Source organism: Flavobacterium niveum (assembly GCF_055231775.1).
Map to the genome: position 1 here is coordinate 163,674 of NZ_JBUYSX010000005.1, position 15,629 is coordinate 179,302.

The window sequence follows — 15,629 nt, forward strand, 5'->3', positions numbered from 1 at the left end:
TTTTTGGGCTCAGTCAAATAGCAAAATTTCAAAAAAATTGCTTCAGTGTAAAATTACTAAAATTTAATTATTTAATTTGCTAATTCTATCCATTAAATAGTAAGTCACCCGCCTGTGCAATACACCTATGTTATATTAGATGACGATTCATCGAATATACAGGAAACGCTTCACCTCCTTGAAGACTTTCCGGACTACCATTGCGTGGGGGTAGCCTCCGAAAAAGACAAGGCTGTAGATACTATTATAGAAACGAATCCGGAACTGGTTTTTTTAACGGTAAAAAAAGATGGCGGCAGCATAAACCTGTCCCTAATCTACGAGTTGTACCGTTACCTTAATGAACTGCCTTATTTTATAATCCTGTCTGATACTAAAGACCTTGCTTTTGATGCTATCAATGCCGGGGTTTTTGATTACCTGTTGCTGCCGGTACAGCCCGTATCAGTACGTAAGGCGCTCCTTAAATTCCAGAAAATTATACCGCTTAGTGGTACCGCTGCGTCGCAAGTGTCTGAAAATCCGAGGGAAATAGAAGAAGCTCCCGAGTTTGAACGAAACGGCACCGATGGAGGGCGCTCTGAAGTTGATATTCAAATATGCATTAAGTCATATGGTGACTACCAGTTTATAGCGCTTAAGGATGTAGTGTACCTGCAGGCAGATAATAATACCACCGATTTCCACCTTTACAATGGCAAGGTGCTTACGGCATATAAAACGCTGAAACACTACGAAAATAACCTGCCTTCATTCTTTTATCGAATACACAATAGTTATATTGTAAATAGTAACTACGTGTCTCGCATAAATACCGGAAAATCGCTGTGTTACCTGAATAATAACGAGGTTTCGGTGTCTTTCAGTAAAACTTTTAAAGACAGTATAGATGCCATTATTAAAAAAATAGCTCCCGAGTACATCTAAATTTGTGCATTTTACCCTTTAAAAGAGTTTAAATTCTCGCAAACGGCCCTAACTGGCTAAAACCGACCAAAATCATGGTGTGAAAACGCAGGTGCTTATATAAATTTGCTTCAGGAACAAACGACATAACAGTTTGTTTCTGAGGGGAAAACAAAATATTTAAGCGACTAAAAATTTACTACCATGAAGAAATTCATCCTTGCATTCGCACTGGTTGCGTCAATGGCATCGACTCTTGTGTCTTGCTCTGCCGATGACAGCGACCTACAGGCATCAAACACTCCACAAGCCGAAGAAGCTACAGGCATACTGCCTCCTACTAAAGCGCGTCCATAATCCATCCAATTACTATACTAAAATTACTACTACCATGAAAAAGTTCATCCTTGCATTCGCACTGGTTGTGTCATTGTCATCAACTTTTGTTTCATGTTCAGCCGACGACAGCGACCTTGAGGCTACAAACACTGCCCAGGCAGGACAAGCAAACGGCATACTGCCTCCTACTAAAGCAAATCCGTAATACTCCACATTATAAATTACATAAGAATTACTACCATGAAAAAATTCATCCTTACTATAGCACTTGTTGCATCTGTTGCATCAACATTCGTTTCTTGTTCAGCTGACGACAGCGACCTTCAGGCATCAAACACCCCACAAGCTGAAGAAGCTACAGGTATACTGCCTCCTACTAAAGCACGTCCATAATACTACTCCACATTATAAATTACATAAGAATTACTACCATGAAAAAATTCATCCTTACTATAGCCCTTGTTGCATCTGTTGCATCAACATTCGTTTCTTGTTCAGCTGACGACAGCGACCTTCAGGCATCAAACACTCCACAAGCTGAAGAAGCTACAGGTATACTGCCTCCTACTAAAGCGCGTCCGTAATACATCCAACAACATTTTAAAATTACTACTACCATGAAAAAAATTATCCTTACCATAGCCCTTGTAGCATCAGTAGCATCAACATTCGTTTCTTGCTCAGCAGACGATAGCGACCTTCAGGCATCAAACACTCCACAAGCTGAAGAAGCCACAGGTATACTGCCTCCTACTAAAGCGCGTCCGTAATTACATCCACCACACACTAAAAGATTTACTACCATGAAAAAATTTATACTTACCATAGCCCTTGTAGCATCAGTAGCTTCAACATTTGTTTCTTGTTCAGCAGACGATAGCGACCTTCAGGCATCAAGCACTCCACAGGCTGAAGAAGCCACGGGTATACTGCCTCCTACTAAAGCGCGTCCGTAATTACATCCACCACACACACTAAAAGATTACTACCATGAAAAAATTTATCCTTACCATAGCCCTTGTAGCATCAGTAGCATCAACATTTGTTTCTTGCTCAGCCGATGATAGCGACCTACAGGCTTCAAATACTACACAAGCTGATAACGCTACAGGTATACTGCCTCCAACTAAGGCTAATCCGTAATAGCATTTATATATTTAATTTTTTATTTTTGAGGGCGATAGTACAAACACTGTCGCCCTCAAAAATTTTGAAAACCTACCTAAGTATAATTTTTGTGCTTTGCATTACCCTGCTTTCCTGCGAAAGCGGCGACCGTAGTGGCTCTGTAACAAAAGTTGAACGTTTTTTTTCAAAAGTAGAAACACCCTTACTGCCCCGGCACGAAAAAATAAAATATTTAGATTCTGTTACGCTTTCAATCGCTACACTTAAAAACGATTCTTTAACCCGGAATTATTACAGGAGGGCTTCGGCTGAATATTTTAACCTTAGGGATTTTAAAAAATCACTTGCGTTAAGCAGAAAGATTGCATCGCTCTCCAGGTCGGCAGGAGATACAATAGGCCTGGGTAAAGCAGCATACCTGCAAGGGCTTGCCTATTATGAACTGGGCGTTAAAGATACCGCACTCATATTTTATAAAGACGCCGAGAACTACTATAAATCTATAAAATACCCGGACCTCAGTTCGGTAATAATGTATAAAGCCTATGTGCTGCACGATGTGGGCGAATATGTGCTTTGTGAGTCAGAAGCTTCGGTGGCTCTTAAATTATTCAGGGAGCAAAATAAAAATTACGAAATATACCAATGCCTTGTAGTAATTGCCTCCGCCCTTAATGAACAACAAAATTTTGATGAATCCATTTATTATTATAAGCTGGCATTAGACCAGATTGAAAAATTTTCGAGCAAAGAGTATAGCGAAGATAATAAAGAGTTGTTCAGGGTTATATGTTACCATAATATAGGGTCTGTGCATGAGAAAAGGAAAGAGTATGACCAGGCTATTGCCCAATATAAAAGGGGACTTAAATCTTCGCAGGCGCCTAAGGGATCTGAACTATATGTAAGGATTACTGAAAGTATGGCAAAAGCCAAACTACTGAAAGGTGAAAAGGATGATGTTAAAAACATGCTTAATGAAGCATTGTTTATGAGCGATACCATGGCTGATAAAGAAGGCCTGATGCGAGGCAATATTTACCTGGCAGATTATTATGTGCATGAAAAAGATACCTCTAAGGCTAAGTTGTACTATAAGAAGGGCTACTTTTATGCCAACGAAATAAACAGCAACCCCGATAAGCTAAAAGCCCTGGAACGGCTTGGGCAAATAGACAGGAAGAAGAGTTTTTTATATACCAAGGAGTACATCAGCCTGAACGACAGCCTGCAAACCACCGCCTTTAAAAACCGTAACAAATATGCCCGTATAGAGTATGAAACGGCCCAGCTTAAAGATGAAAAAGATGCATTGGTGCGCAAAAACTCTTTCATAATAGGCATATCGGTAGTGGTATTGCTGTTTGTTGCGGCTATTTTTATTATCTATTACCTGAACTCCCGAAACAAGGAGCTTGTAATGCTGCAGGAACAACAGAAAGCAAACGAGGAAATTTACCAGCTAATGTTTGAGCAGCAGCAACGCGTAGAGTCGGCCAGGTCTGAAGAAAAGAACCGTATAGCCATGGAACTGCACGACGGTATACTGAACAATATTTACGCTGTACGCCTTAACCTGGAGTTTAGCAACCGGAAAAGTGATGATGAAACCATACTAAAACGTAAGGGTTATATTAAAGAATTGCAGTCGCTTGAGTCGGAAATACGGTCGGTATCGCATGACCTGAGCCGCAGTGCCAAGCTGGTGCAGGGTAAGGATTTTGCCGATATGCTTTACTTTTTGGTTAATACGCAGAAAAATAATTTCGGGACCAACTTTGAACTGCACCTTGATAATGCCATAGACTGGGATGCCATGCCGAATACCCATAAGGTAAACATTTACCGTATAGTGCAGGAGTCATTACAGAATATAAATAAATATTCGCAGGCTAAAAATGCTTATGTAGACATACGCCGTGATGGTGAAAAGATAGTGGTAAATGTGCATGATGACGGTGTGGGCTTTGATACCAAGGCTGCAGCGGGCGGTATAGGGCTTAAAAACCTGCGCCAGCGCACCCAGTCGTTAAACGGTGTTTTGCGTATAGATTCTACTATAGGGGAGGGTGCTAATATTAATGTACAATTTGCATTGTAATGGATATTTTGATGAGAAAAACTCAAAATATCTTTGTTATATTTGTGCCACACAAACAAAGCACTGCTAAATGAAAGAACTTTTACAAAAATTTGAAAATAAGCAACCTGAGATAGTTTTTAACTGGAAAGACAGTGAAACCGAAGCCGAAGGCTGGACGGTAATTAACTCGCTTCGCGGTGGTGCTGCCGGTGGTGGTACCCGCATGCGAAAAGGCCTTGATATGAATGAGGTGCTTTCGCTTGCCAAAACCATGGAAGTGAAATTTACGGTATCGGGCCCGGCTATAGGCGGTGCCAAATCGGGTATTAACTTTGACCCGAATGACCCGCGCAAGCAAGGTGTACTAAAACGCTGGTACAAGGCGGTTTCGCCATTGCTTAAAAGCTATTACGGTACCGGTGGCGACCTTAATGTAGATGAAATACACGAAGTAATACCGTTTACCGAGGAGTGTGGTGTATGGCACCCGCAGGAAGGTGTGTTTACAGGCCACTTTAAGCCTACCGAAGCCGATAAGATAAACCGCATAGGCCAGCTGCGCCAGGGTGTGGTGAAAGTGATAGAAAACCCGGCTTTTTCGCCTGACGTAAACCGTAAGTATACTGTGGCCGATATGATAACCGGTTATGGTGTGGCCGAAGCGGTGAACCATTACTACAATATTTATGGCGGCAGTATAGAAGGTAAAAGGGCTATAGTGCAGGGCTTCGGTAACGTAGGTTCGGCTGCGGCATTTTACCTGGCAAAACTGGGGGCCAAAGTAGTGGGTATTATAGACCGCGATGGCGGGCTTATCAATGAAAATGGCTTTACATTTGAAGAAATAAAACAGATGTTCCTGGATAAGGACGGTAACAAGCTGGTAGCGTCTAATATGATTCCGTTTGCCGAGCTGAATGAAAAAGTATGGAACGTAGGCGCCGAGATTTTTGCACCCTGCGCTGCATCAAGGCTGGTAACCGGCGAACAGGTAGATGCTATGATAGCTGCCGGGCTGGAAGTAATTTCATGTGGCGCGAACGTGCCGTTTGCCGATAAGGAAATTTTCTTCGGGCCTATAATGGAAGCTACCGACCAGAAGGTGAGCCTGATCCCTGACTTTATATCAAACTGTGGTATGGCCAGGGTATTTGCTTATTTTATGGGCAGCAAGGTATCTATGACCGATGAGGCTGTGTTTAAAGATTCAAGCGATATCATCAGGAAAGCAATAGAGTCGGTTTATGCCGAAAACAATGCTAAAACAGGTGTAAGCTTTACCGCGTTTGAAATTGCCCTTAGGCAGCTTGTGTAATACAATATTTACATAATTTAGATGGGGCTTTTGCAGCCCCATTTTTTATTAAACATGAATTATAAAGAAACTACCGAATGGATGTTCCGCCAGCTGCCCATGTACCAGCTGCAGGGGGCTTCGGCGTATAAAAAAGACCTTACCAATACGCTTTTGCTCGCGGCCCATCTGGGTAACCCCGAGCGAAAGCTGAAAGCCATACACATAGCCGGTACTAATGGTAAAGGCAGTACATCGAGCATGCTGGCCAGTATATTACAGGAGGCGGGCTATAAAACGGGTTTGTATACTTCGCCCCATCTTAAAGATTTCAGGGAACGGATTAAAATAAACGGACAGGACATTAGCGAAACCTTTGTGGTAGATTTTATTGCGCGTAATAAAGCCTTCTTTGAGCAGGAATCGCTTAGCTTCTTTGAAATGACTGTGGGGTTGGCGTTTGATTATTTCGTGCAGGAAAACGTAGATATAGCCATAATAGAAACCGGTATGGGCGGCAGGCTGGACAGTACCAATATTATTACCCCGTTGGTATCGGTTATAACCAATATCGGTATGGACCATACGCAGTTTTTAGGTGATACGCTACAAGCCATAGCAGGGGAGAAGGCCGGTATTATAAAGCCTGGAATACCTGTGGTTATAGGGGAGTACACACCCGAAACACGCCCGGTTTTTGAGCAAAAAGCGGAGGAAACAGGGTCTGATATTTATTTTGCTTCAGATAGGGATTGGCCCGGGTATGACAGCGCCCTGAAAGGCGATTACCAGAAAAAGAACACGGCTACGGTTTTACAGACGATAGAAGTGCTGAAAGACGCATTGCAAATAAGCGAGAGCCAAATACAGCAAGGCCTGTTGAATGTAGTTAACAACACAGGCTTGCGTGGCCGCTGGGAACAAATACACGACAACCCTGTAGCCATAGCCGATACGGCACACAACAGCCATGGGCTGAAACCGGTGTTACAGCAGGTGCTGGCACAGCCGTATAAAACCCTTCGCTTTGTGTTAGGGGTAGTAAATGATAAGAAACTCGATGAAATTTTACCGCTTTTCCCGAAGGATGCACAGTATTATTTTACCAAACCCGATGTGCCGCGTGGCCTGGACGCTGAAATTTTAGCAACTGAAGCAAAAAAATACAGCCTTGAAGGAAAAATTTTTCCGGATGTAAATGCTGCTTATGCTGCTGCGCTTCAGGATTCTGGGGCGCATGACTTCATTTATGTAGGGGGAAGTACCTTTGTAGTGGCCGAAATTTTATAGGCAAACGCTTGCAGATATAAAAAACCGTGCTATCTTTGCACTCGCAATACGGAACTAATCACAGCGACGTAAAGCAACCCGAAAGGGCGATTAGCTCAGCTGGTTCAGAGCACCTCGTTTACACCGAGGGGGTCGGGGGTTCGAACCCCTCATCGCCCACAAAAGACAAAAAGCGACATTGGAAGACAATGTCGCTTTTTTTTATATGGTAGGCCTTGCAAACTATTTCCTTTAATTTATTAAAGAGTTTCAGTAGCGGTATTCTGCTTTTGTTGTAATATTGTAAAACTTATCCAAAGAAACCACATCTATATAGCCCATAATATTATAAGCCATAAATAATTTTATGAGAATAATCGCAGAAAATAATGAATTGATATTTGTAAGAAGGGATTCTGGTGAATGGTTTTCAAAAATCCAACTCTTAAGTTATGATCTGTATTTCTCTTTTCATGAGTCGATTTTTATATTTCAAGAAATCCAAAGTGTTGAAATTGATTGGAAACTAATAGAAGTATTTGCAAAACATATTTTAAAAAATGTGGAGCCCATAAATTCAAGGGGAATAAAAGCCATTGAAGAGTTTGAAAAGATAGTTCGTATTGGCAATCCTGATTATATTAAGGAGAATGGGAAGTTTGAAATAAATGAAATTAATTTGATCGATTTTCAGAAAAATATTGATTTTGATAAAAGTGACAATCCGCATAATCAATATATTTTCAAATATGATGTGAATTTCTTTTTCGAAACGAAAAGTGATTACAGCTCAGAATATTCATACAGTGCCCAATTCTCTAATCATCATTCATTAGCAATAATTGGAGTTTATAATGATATTTGGAGTTTGTACAAATAGCCAAAAACCTAATATATTAGTGTCCGTTTAGAAAATCTCATGGTTGTTTGAAACATCTAAAATCAATCATTCCCCTTGTCAGTACTTCATCAAGTTAAGGAACGTTATGCATTAATTTTAAATTTAAAAAAACATCAAAATAGGCACAAGGTGTTCGACTGCAATCCCTGACAGCCAACAGAAACAAAAAAAGCGACATTGGAAACAATGTCGCTTTTTTGTTTAAAACGTCCTTACAAAGCTTAGCCCTGTGGTCCTTCCATCATAATATGGCATAATAAACGATGTGGACTTACTTTCTCCTTTCGAACCAAAAAGTTTCTTGCTGATATAAGGGTTTACCCAATACGCTATTTTTGTGCTTAAAATGCCTATGCCTGCACCGGCTGCTACATCGGTAATCCAGTGGCGGTTATTATACACCCTGAATGCGCCTGTACCGGCTGCAACGGTATATCCGGCAATGCCAATCCATATTGATTTATCCTTGTATTCCTGCCAAAGCATTTCGGCACCGGCAAAAGCCGTGGCAGTATGCCCTGATGGGAAAGAGTTTTTAGAGGTACCATCGGGGCGCTCTATTTTTGTTATAGATTTTAGCCCGAAAACCGTAGTAGCCATAATAGCGTAAGAAGTCGCAAAGATAACCGTACGGTCACGCAGGCTGTGCTTTGCTTCAACCCCAAAGGCATCAAGCGCAAAAACCGATACGGCGGGTGTCCATTGGCTAAAGTCGTCTATAGATGTTTTTTCGTCAATGTCTTCCTTAACCTCGTCACGCATTTGGCGGTTCCATGATTTTAGCTGGTCGCTTTCTATACCTATAACTCCGTAACCTATAAGCGCGGCAGGGACTATTAGTTGCTTGTAATTAAATGTAAGGGTAGAGGTTGTGTCTGCTACTATAGTATCGGTTACAGTAGCGTTTTGTGCCTGTGCGAAAAGGCAGCCAAGCAGGCCTGTGCATAAAATTACATACTTTCTCATTTTTCAGGAGATTTAAAGAGTTAGTGTAATTCTATGCCATACGTTTATGTCTGTTATTTTTAGTGAATGTCCGTACTGATTTTGAATTTTTTCTGAACGGTACCTATTTCAGCAATTTATTTGTAAAAAGATAGTCGGCAGTCTGGTACCAGGCTATGGTTTCGGTAAGGAACGGTTTATCCATAGGCAGCGGCTTCAGGCTGTTGTCTTGCTTGTTCCAGGTATAAAAAGCCTGCTTTTTCTGGTCGCTGAGTATCATCACCTTATTTTGCTTCATAAGTGTAAGCTTACGATACGTACCCATAAGTGAGCGTTCTTCAAAGTCATTATCTAAAACATCCTTACCAAAAAAGTCCGACTCATAGCTCCAGTGCATCAGCCCGAACAGGGTAGGGAACAGGTCTATCTGGCTGCATAGCTTGTGTATCTTTTTGTTTTCGCTCTCCGGCAGGTTCACTATAAAGGCCGGTATATGATAGTTGGCCACGTCTATATCGTCTTTTCCGGCACTGTGGGCACAGTGGTCGGCTATGATAACAAACACTGTATTCTTATACCATGGTTTTGTTTTGGCTTTAGTAAAAAGCTCACGCAGGGCAAAGTCGGTATACTTCACCGCACCCGGACGTCCCGTACCCGAAGGGATGTCTATTTTACCCGAAGGGTAGCTGTACGGCCTGTGGTTACTGGTAGTCATTACAAAATTGAAGAACGGCTGGCCTGATTCGTACTGCTTATCGGCTACTTTCAGCATTTTGTTGAAAATGTCCTCATCGCAAATACCCCAGGCATTCTCAAAGGTTACCTCATTGTCTTCAATATTGTTACGGACTGCCTTAATATCGTCGCTCAGTACGCTGCCACGGCCACGGTCGTATATGTTGAAGCCGTTTCCGCCAAAGTAAGCGTTCATGTTATCGAAATAGCCATCGCCGCCGTAAAAGAAATTACTGTCGTAGCCCTTGGCCTTAAACACACTGTTTACAGTATATAGGCCTGCATTTTCGGGGCGTTTTACGATGCTTTGGCCCGGTGTAGGCGGTATGCACAGTGTTACGGCTTCCATGCCGCGTACGGTACGGGTACCGGTAGCATACAGGTTGTCAAAAAATACGCTTTTTTGCGCCAGGCTGTCCAGGAACGGGGTAATGTTCTCCTTGTTGCCAAACTCTTTCATAAAGCTGCCGCTAAGGCTTTCCACAAGGATAAACACCACATTTTTCTTTTCGGTAGCCGGTAAGCTGTCTGTAATGGTGCGGTGTATAGAAAAGCCTTCGCCGTTAAAAAGGACATTGGCACCACCCAACCTCTTTTTAATTGTGGCGAAAGCTTTATCATTATCTACAGAAGTGTAGAACTCATCGTACTTCATCTGGTTGTTACGGAAGGCTGCAAAAAAGGAGTAAATACCCGATTTTGATATTTCAGAATTGTAGCGGTTGGTACTCCATTCGGCCATACTGTTGTTTACAAAAAAACCAAACATGAAAGCCGTAACTACGGTACTGCCCAGTACATAACCCCTTTGCTTTAAGGATGCTTTTGTGGTAAAGGTGCTGTAAAAAGCGCCTCCTTTATAAAACAGCAGCAATACCCCGCCGGTAATGCACAGTACCCCACCTATAAGCAATGGCAATGGGTAAGACTGCTGTATGTTTGCCACTACCTCGTGGGTGTAAATAAGGTAGTCTACGGCTATGAAATTAAAACGGGTGCTGAATTCATCCCAAAAAGTAATCTCGGCAAAAAAGGTAAATACCAGTATAAAAAGGGTAAGGCCTGTAAATAGCCATACCAGTATTTTATCGGTACGGCTGCCTACCCAGCGGTTTGGCAGGGCTGCGTAGTAAAGCGCTGCCGTAATGCTTATAAAAGCTACGGTGCCCAAGTCAAAGAAGAGGCCGGTAAGCAGGGTTTGCAGTATGTGAAGTATGTTCCACGATACATCATCGCTTTGCCATAAAAAGAATACGATACGCAGCAGCAGCGATATTACAAGGAACCATAATACAAAATATAATAGCACAGTAAACCTGCCTGCCGATTGCAATTTCTTAAACATAAGATTACATTTAGTTCAGCAAGTTTCCAAACCAATTTTGAATTAAATTAGAATTTCTAATATTCAGGTTAAAATTTATAATTGTACCCGAAACGGATTACCTGGGTTTCGTAGTAATCTTTACTGGTATAACGGAAACCGTCTCCCTGTACATCCTTATGGATAACAAGCGTGCTAAACAAATCGGTAGCGTTTACAAAGAACTCGCCTTTGCCTTTTTGCACGGTCTTTTTTAGTCCGATGTCAGTAGAAAAACGCGACAGTGTTTTCCCTTGCGGAATGATGTCAGGTGCCAGCCAGGCTGCCATAAGCTGGCCTGTGAGTGTAGGCGAAAAGGTAAAGGTGTTGTTCCACTTTACGTTGCCCGATGTTATTTGTTGTTTTGTGGCAGAGTAATCTGTAGGCTCAGGGTAGAGGATGTGTACGGTAAAAGCGTCGATGGTATTTTTATATACCGTAGCATTAAGGTTAAAGGCATACCATGACAGCGGCTTTTGCGAATACATTACCTCGGCACCTGCCATACTGCTGTTGCCCGCATTCTGGAATACATTGTATATAAATGTGCTGCCCGGCACCGTGGTAGCTATACGGCTTATGGTGCCTTCCACATGCTTATAGTAAGCCGATGCATACAGGTAACCTTTGCCTAATGTGGCCTTATAACCCAGTTCGGCAGTATTGGTAAACTGTGCCCTCAGGCCGGGGTTACCCACTTTTATAATCTCGGCATCATCGTATTTCGGAAATATCCTTATGTCAACTTCGTTAGGGCGGTCTACCCTGCGGTTGTAAAATACAGACAGTTTATGGTTATCGTTTAGCTTATACGCAAAGCGCAGTGAAGGAAATGGCTGAAGGTAATGATAGCCATCGCTTTTGTAAACAGGGTGGTTAGGGTTTACCTCATACTCCAGGTCCAGGTATTCCAGTCGTATACCGGCTTCGGCCTCAATTTTATCGGTTTCATAAATATAGTTGCCATACACGGCGGGTATCGATTCTTCATACGTAGCCCTGCCCCCGGCATCGGCATCTATTACCGAGTTTTGCCCGGGATAAAAATGCATGTTTGTTGGTATTATGCGGTTGCGGAACTTAAATCCCGTTTCCAGCCTGCCTGCCGCCAAGGGTTTAATATAGTCAATATTTATATCCAGTACATTTTCGTCTGACAATAACTTAAAGGCATCCTTACCTGTATATGTTGGCATATAGTTGTCAAAGAAATACTTTTCATTTTCCCGGTGAAAGGTGTAGTTAATACCCGAGTTCAGTACATGCCCGGCTTCACTAAAACGGTGCTGGTATGTAGCCGATGCCATGGCAGTGGTTTTAAGTTCGTCTTCCATGAACTGCCACAGGCGCAGCCGTTGCGAATAGTCGGCATTGAAAAACGGTTCATCGCCGTGGTCTATGATTTTTTCACTGCCAAAGAGTGCCGTGAAGGCAAGGGTATTGTTATCGTTATAATTCCAGTCAATGCCCGTTTTCAGGTTCGTAAAGTGCGTATTGCGGTTACGTTTGGTTTGCTGGTGTATTATGGTACCGTCATCATAAGTACGGTCTACAAACTCATTCTTGTTTAGTGTTTCAGTATATAAGTAATCGCCCTGAAAGTAGATGTTTACTTTTTCCTTACGATAGTTAAGCGACAGCGACGGGTTAATTTTTGGTGTCATTTGGTACTGCGGACGTATGGTGGGCAGGTTGGCCTTACGTTCCCAAAGCGCACCGTAGCCCGACGATAGACCTACTTTACCATTAAACCCTTCATCCTTATTCTTTTTCAGGATAATGTTTATGATACCCGCATTGCCATTAGCATCGTATTTAGATGACGGATTGTTTATAATCTCTATCTTTTCTATGGCCGATGCAGGCAAATTATCAAGTCCGGTTTGCCCGTTAAAGCCTGTAAGAGCGGTTTGTTTACCGTCTATAAGTATCATAACCTTGTCGTTACCGCGCAACAGCACCTTACCGTCTTGTGTGGTAACGCTCGGCAGGTTTTGCATGGCCTGCAATACAGAGCCGCCACTCTGTGCAATATTATCGGCAAGGCTAAAGGTTTTTTTGTCCATTTTATTATTTACCGCATCCTGCTTTGTACTGATAACCACTTCGCTGAGCTGCGTTGCATCGGGCGAAAGCAATACATCACCTACATCAAGATAGTCTGAAAGCATGCCTACAAATACCTCTTTTTGCAGGGTAGAAAATCCCAACGTAGATACTTCGAGCGTATATTTTCCAGGTGCGGCAGCAAGGCTAAAATTGCCCTGCTCATTAGTTATGGTGCCGCCTGAAGTAGTGCCGTCCGGTTTCTTTAAAATCACATTGGCGTAAGGTAGGGGAGTAGCAGCATTTTCTTTAACGGTACCGCTCAGGGTTACCATTTTTGACTGGGCTGTAGCCTTATAGCAGAACAGCGTCAGCATCATTACCAGTATATATGCAAATTTATTCTTCATGATCGTACTTCGTTTTTTGATAAAGCGAAGTTGCAACCTGAATTAGAAGTAAATCTGAATTATGGGAAAGTTACTGTAAAATGGTGCAAATTGTTATCAAATCTGTATGAGATAACCCAGTTGTTCAGTTCGGCTATCCTTTTTATAATAGCAAGCCCCAGGCCGTTGCCCTGAGACGAGGGGTTTTCTTTCGCAAAACGGTTAAACAGCTTATCAGAATCCAACTGATTGTCCAGGCCTGTATTGGCAAATGTTACAGCGTTTGCGGTAGTGGTAATGTTTATTTTTCCATCCTGTACATTGTGCCTTATGGCATTCATAAACAGGTTGTTGATAAGTACCTCGGCCAGCGCGGCATTGGTGGTAACGGTAAGTGGCACATCAAGGAATAACCCGAACGAAATATTTTTCGGCTCACCCTGCTCCCTGAAAAAAACTATGTGCTTTTCTATAAGCTGGTTAAATACTACTGTTTGTTTATCAAAATAGCTGTCGTTGTCAATTTTAGAGAGCAGCAGCAGGTTTTTGTTCAGCCTGTTCAGCCGTGAAATATCACTGTTCAATGAATCAATGAGTTCTGACTGTTCTTCAGAAAGCCCCTCGTATTGCGCCAGTGTATCTACCTTGGTTTGGAATAAAGCCAATGGGGTTTGCAGCTCATGTGCGGCGTTTTCTACAAACTCACGCTGGCTTTTGTAAATGGCGGTATTTTTCTCAATAAGTTTTTCAATGCTTTTGTTCAGCGAATCAAACTCTTTAATATCGGTAGGGGCAAACTGTGGCTGCCGGTTTTTATCTATTTCAAAATCCTGTATTTTACGTAATGTATCGTAAAAAGGCTGCCATATTTTAGCCGCTGATTCCCTTGATATGTAAATGATTCCGGCAAGTAATATTACGATGATACACAAAAACATCATAGCGATGCTCACCACCATACCCTCCATTTCTACGAGGTTGGTTTTTTCTACATACGTAAATTTTTTGCCGTTTATGGTTACGGGGGCGTAGAGTATACGGAAGGGTTCCATTTCGCCCGATGTTACTTCGTATAACGATTTACCCACAATAGAATCATTTTTTATACCCATGTCGGGCACAATTTCTACATCGCGGTTGTATTTGTTCCAAGCCATGATGTCTTCATCTGTAAACGTATGGCGGCTGTCTACTATAAAATCTTGTTTGTGGAAAATAAGTACCTCGTCGGTTTCGTACACATACAGCCACTGGCTGATGAAATAAAACGCCGGTGCCGATGCCAGCAAAATAAGTACGGCATAAATCAGGAAACTCCGGGTGGTTTTATTTAACAGCTTCGTTTTACTCATACTGCCATTTGTACCCCAGGCCGTATACGGTTTTTATATAATCTCCGGCTCCGGCTGTGGTAAGCTTCTTTTTTAGGTTTTTTATGTGGGCATACACAAAATCGTGGTTATCCAGCATATCGGCCATATCACCGCTCAGGTGTTCGGCTATGGCGCTTTTGCTCAGTACCTTGTTTTGGTTGCCTATTAAGTACAATAGCAAATCTATCTCTTTTTTGGTAATATCCAGCCGGGTATTGTTTACTGTTACGTTTTTGCCCAGTAAGTCAACCGAGATTTCATTAAAGGTTATCACATTACTGCCGTTAAAATTCTTCCGGCGGATGAGCGCCTGCATGCGCACTAACAGCTCAGAGAGGTGGAAGGGTTTGGTAAGGTAATCGTCGGCACCAAGGTTAAAACCCTCGATGCGGGTTTCAAGGGTTTCCTTAGCCGATATGATAATAACACCTTCTGTTTTGTTGAGGTGTTTCAGCTCTTTAAGTATATCAAAACCGTCGCCATCGGGCAGCATCAGGTCCAGCAGTATGCAGTCGTACTCGTACATGCCTATTTTATCCAGCGCTTCACGGGCTGTGGCGGCGCTTTCGCACTGTATTCCATTAGGTTTAAAGTAGTCTTTTATACTGCTTGCTATGGCAGGTTCGTCTTCTATAATCAGCACTTTCATACCTGCAAGGTAGCAAATAGATTTTGAAGGAAATTTGAATAAGTACACATAAAGAGCGACGCTTACATTATAATTTAGAATAATGCCCGTAAACATTGATTCATGGTTTGTGGGTGTTAAACTTATCTAGGGTTGTAACCTTAAAATATGAAAATCGGTATATTTTTAATTGTGTACAATGCGTAAGAAACAACTTGTAAATGGTT

Annotated in this window: 17 protein-coding genes and 1 tRNA gene; 13 read left to right on the forward strand and 5 right to left on the reverse strand. The window is 42.2% G+C overall.

The genetic code is table 11. The annotated features are described in order from the left end of the window. Window positions 1-114: 114 nt before the first annotated feature. The 13 genes from ACZIX4_RS13765 to ACZIX4_RS13825 all read left to right on the forward strand — a co-directional run bounded on the left by ACZIX4_RS13765 (window position 115) and on the right by ACZIX4_RS13825 (window position 7,899). Window positions 115-927: a LytR/AlgR family response regulator transcription factor gene (locus tag ACZIX4_RS13765; protein ID WP_463336223.1), complete on the forward strand. Its 813-nt coding sequence runs from the start codon at window positions 115-117 to the stop codon at window positions 925-927. Between the two features lie 183 nt (window positions 928-1,110). Beyond that, window positions 1,111-1,263, forward strand: a complete 153-nt coding sequence (locus tag ACZIX4_RS13770; RefSeq protein WP_463336224.1) for a hypothetical protein — start codon at window positions 1,111-1,113, stop codon at window positions 1,261-1,263. A 34-nt stretch (window positions 1,264-1,297) separates the two neighbouring features. Further along, window positions 1,298-1,450, forward strand: coding sequence for a hypothetical protein (locus ACZIX4_RS13775; protein ID WP_463336225.1), 153 nt, complete (start codon window positions 1,298-1,300; stop codon window positions 1,448-1,450). A gap of 35 nt (window positions 1,451-1,485) precedes the next feature. Continuing rightward, window positions 1,486-1,638, forward strand: a complete 153-nt coding sequence (locus tag ACZIX4_RS13780; RefSeq protein ID WP_463336226.1) for a hypothetical protein — start codon at window positions 1,486-1,488, stop codon at window positions 1,636-1,638. 38 nt (window positions 1,639-1,676) lie between these two features. Beyond that, window positions 1,677-1,829, forward strand: coding sequence for a hypothetical protein (locus ACZIX4_RS13785; RefSeq protein ID WP_463336226.1), 153 nt, complete (start codon window positions 1,677-1,679; stop codon window positions 1,827-1,829). A 33-nt stretch (window positions 1,830-1,862) separates the two neighbouring features. Next, window positions 1,863-2,015: a hypothetical protein gene (locus ACZIX4_RS13790; RefSeq protein ID WP_463336227.1), complete on the forward strand. Its 153-nt coding sequence runs from the start codon at window positions 1,863-1,865 to the stop codon at window positions 2,013-2,015. A gap of 33 nt (window positions 2,016-2,048) precedes the next feature. Further along, complete coding sequence (locus tag ACZIX4_RS13795) at window positions 2,049-2,201, forward strand: hypothetical protein (protein ID WP_463336228.1); 153 nt, start codon at window positions 2,049-2,051, stop codon at window positions 2,199-2,201. 34 nt (window positions 2,202-2,235) lie between these two features. Beyond that, window positions 2,236-2,388 carry a hypothetical protein gene (locus tag ACZIX4_RS13800; RefSeq protein ID WP_463336229.1) on the forward strand — a complete coding sequence of 51 codons (153 nt, stop codon included), beginning with the start codon at window positions 2,236-2,238 and terminating at the stop codon, window positions 2,386-2,388. A 67-nt stretch (window positions 2,389-2,455) separates the two neighbouring features. Further along, window positions 2,456-4,474, forward strand: coding sequence for a tetratricopeptide repeat-containing sensor histidine kinase (locus ACZIX4_RS13805; RefSeq protein WP_463336230.1), 2,019 nt, complete (start codon window positions 2,456-2,458; stop codon window positions 4,472-4,474). 70 nt (window positions 4,475-4,544) lie between these two features. Continuing rightward, on the forward strand, window positions 4,545-5,771 hold the full coding sequence (locus ACZIX4_RS13810) for a Glu/Leu/Phe/Val dehydrogenase dimerization domain-containing protein (protein WP_463336231.1): 1,227 nt from the start codon (window positions 4,545-4,547) through the stop codon (window positions 5,769-5,771). A gap of 54 nt (window positions 5,772-5,825) precedes the next feature. Beyond that, window positions 5,826-7,040, forward strand: coding sequence for a bifunctional folylpolyglutamate synthase/dihydrofolate synthase (locus ACZIX4_RS13815; RefSeq protein ID WP_463336232.1), 1,215 nt, complete (start codon window positions 5,826-5,828; stop codon window positions 7,038-7,040). An 84-nt stretch (window positions 7,041-7,124) separates the two neighbouring features. Then, a tRNA-Val gene (locus tag ACZIX4_RS13820) sits at window positions 7,125-7,199 on the forward strand. 187 nt (window positions 7,200-7,386) lie between these two features. Then, window positions 7,387-7,899: a hypothetical protein gene (locus tag ACZIX4_RS13825; RefSeq protein WP_463336233.1), complete on the forward strand. Its 513-nt coding sequence runs from the start codon at window positions 7,387-7,389 to the stop codon at window positions 7,897-7,899. Window positions 7,900-8,121: 222 nt separating this feature from the next. On the opposite strand, the gene ACZIX4_RS13830 is transcribed toward ACZIX4_RS13825, so the two are convergent. The 5 genes from ACZIX4_RS13830 to ACZIX4_RS13850 form a co-directional block, all read right to left on the reverse strand. Beyond that, entirely contained in the window at window positions 8,122-8,886 is a 765-nt protein-coding gene (locus ACZIX4_RS13830) for a phosphatase PAP2 family protein (protein WP_463336234.1), read from the reverse strand. Between the two features lie 103 nt (window positions 8,887-8,989). Continuing rightward, on the reverse strand, window positions 8,990-10,948 hold the full coding sequence (locus ACZIX4_RS13835; RefSeq protein ID WP_463336235.1) for an LTA synthase family protein: 1,959 nt from the start codon (window positions 10,946-10,948) through the stop codon (window positions 8,990-8,992). A 68-nt stretch (window positions 10,949-11,016) separates the two neighbouring features. Continuing rightward, complete coding sequence (locus tag ACZIX4_RS13840) at window positions 11,017-13,422, reverse strand: TonB-dependent receptor (RefSeq protein WP_463336236.1); 2,406 nt, start codon at window positions 13,420-13,422, stop codon at window positions 11,017-11,019. Between the two features lie 59 nt (window positions 13,423-13,481). Further along, the gene (locus ACZIX4_RS13845; protein WP_463336237.1) at window positions 13,482-14,753 is read right to left on the reverse strand and encodes a sensor histidine kinase; all 1,272 of its coding nucleotides are present in this window, start codon (window positions 14,751-14,753) and stop codon (window positions 13,482-13,484) included. Beyond that, on the reverse strand, window positions 14,746-15,423 hold the full coding sequence (locus ACZIX4_RS13850; RefSeq protein ID WP_463336238.1) for a response regulator transcription factor: 678 nt from the start codon (window positions 15,421-15,423) through the stop codon (window positions 14,746-14,748). Before ACZIX4_RS13850 ends, ACZIX4_RS13845 begins: the two co-directional genes overlap by 8 nt. Between the last annotated feature and the right edge of the window lie 206 nt (window positions 15,424-15,629).

Excerpts from the sequence above, each read along its gene's own strand:
- ACZIX4_RS13770 (WP_463336224.1), top strand. The coding sequence starts at position 1,111 with ATGAAGAAATTCATCCTTGCATTCGCACTGGTTGCGTCAATGGCATCG.
- ACZIX4_RS13775 (WP_463336225.1), top strand. The coding sequence starts at position 1,298 with ATGAAAAAGTTCATCCTTGCATTCGCACTGGTTGTGTCATTGTCATCA.
- ACZIX4_RS13780 (WP_463336226.1), top strand. The coding sequence starts at position 1,486 with ATGAAAAAATTCATCCTTACTATAGCACTTGTTGCATCTGTTGCATCA.
- ACZIX4_RS13785 (WP_463336226.1), top strand. The coding sequence starts at position 1,677 with ATGAAAAAATTCATCCTTACTATAGCCCTTGTTGCATCTGTTGCATCA.
- ACZIX4_RS13790 (WP_463336227.1), top strand. The coding sequence starts at position 1,863 with ATGAAAAAAATTATCCTTACCATAGCCCTTGTAGCATCAGTAGCATCA.
- ACZIX4_RS13795 (WP_463336228.1), top strand. The coding sequence starts at position 2,049 with ATGAAAAAATTTATACTTACCATAGCCCTTGTAGCATCAGTAGCTTCA.
- ACZIX4_RS13800 (WP_463336229.1), top strand. The coding sequence starts at position 2,236 with ATGAAAAAATTTATCCTTACCATAGCCCTTGTAGCATCAGTAGCATCA.
- ACZIX4_RS13810 (WP_463336231.1), top strand. The coding sequence starts at position 4,545 with ATGAAAGAACTTTTACAAAAATTTGAAAATAAGCAACCTGAGATAGTT.
- ACZIX4_RS13815 (WP_463336232.1), top strand. The coding sequence starts at position 5,826 with ATGAATTATAAAGAAACTACCGAATGGATGTTCCGCCAGCTGCCCATG.
- ACZIX4_RS13825 (WP_463336233.1), top strand. The coding sequence starts at position 7,387 with ATGAGAATAATCGCAGAAAATAATGAATTGATATTTGTAAGAAGGGAT.
- ACZIX4_RS13830 (WP_463336234.1), bottom strand. The coding sequence starts at position 8,886 with ATGAGAAAGTATGTAATTTTATGCACAGGCCTGCTTGGCTGCCTTTTC.
- ACZIX4_RS13835 (WP_463336235.1), bottom strand. The coding sequence starts at position 10,948 with ATGTTTAAGAAATTGCAATCGGCAGGCAGGTTTACTGTGCTATTATAT.
- ACZIX4_RS13840 (WP_463336236.1), bottom strand. The coding sequence starts at position 13,422 with ATGAAGAATAAATTTGCATATATACTGGTAATGATGCTGACGCTGTTC.
- ACZIX4_RS13845 (WP_463336237.1), bottom strand. The coding sequence starts at position 14,753 with ATGAGTAAAACGAAGCTGTTAAATAAAACCACCCGGAGTTTCCTGATT.
- ACZIX4_RS13850 (WP_463336238.1), bottom strand. The coding sequence starts at position 15,423 with ATGAAAGTGCTGATTATAGAAGACGAACCTGCCATAGCAAGCAGTATA.